1 protein-coding gene is annotated in these 455 nt (G+C 54.1%); it reads left to right on the top strand.

All coding sequences use genetic code 11. The features are described 5' to 3' along the window. On the top strand, positions 1-262 hold a 262-nt coding region (locus tag RHIZ70P_RS22655), incomplete at its 5' end, for a LuxR C-terminal-related transcriptional regulator (protein WP_235842325.1). Between the last annotated feature and the right edge of the window lie 193 nt (positions 263-455).

The raw sequence follows: 455 nt of genomic DNA, 5'->3' as shown, positions 1-455 counted from the left end.
GAATTTCGTTGAACGTCTGCTAAATCATCCGGAAGTGCCAGAACTAATCCGCACCAGCCCGTTGACCCAACGTGAATGGCAGGTCCTGGGGCTGATCTACTCCGGTTACAGCAATGAACAAATTGCGGGCGAACTGGAAGTGGCGGCAACCACCATCAAGACGCATATCCGCAATCTGTACCAAAAACTCGGCGTCGCCCACCGTCAGGCTGCCGTGCAGCACGCGCAGAAACTGCTGAAGATGATGGGTTATGGGGTGTGAGTTTAGCCGGATAATGCATTGGATCCGGCTTACATCTTTACATCATTCAATACTCACCCGCGTTACGCCATCTGTTTCTATCAAACCAAACCGCACCGGCAAGAAACGCTCCACCACGGCGATATTGGTCAGCAGATGGCATGAAGGATGGGCGACCGTAAATTCTCCCGCGCCCGCCAGCGCCATCGGTAGC

Source organism: Paenirhizobium selenitireducens ATCC BAA-1503 (assembly GCF_900492185.1).
Taxonomy (GTDB): domain Bacteria; phylum Pseudomonadota; class Alphaproteobacteria; order Rhizobiales; family Rhizobiaceae; genus Allorhizobium; species Allorhizobium selenitireducens_A.
This window is presented reverse-complemented; position numbering and strand designations above follow the sequence as displayed.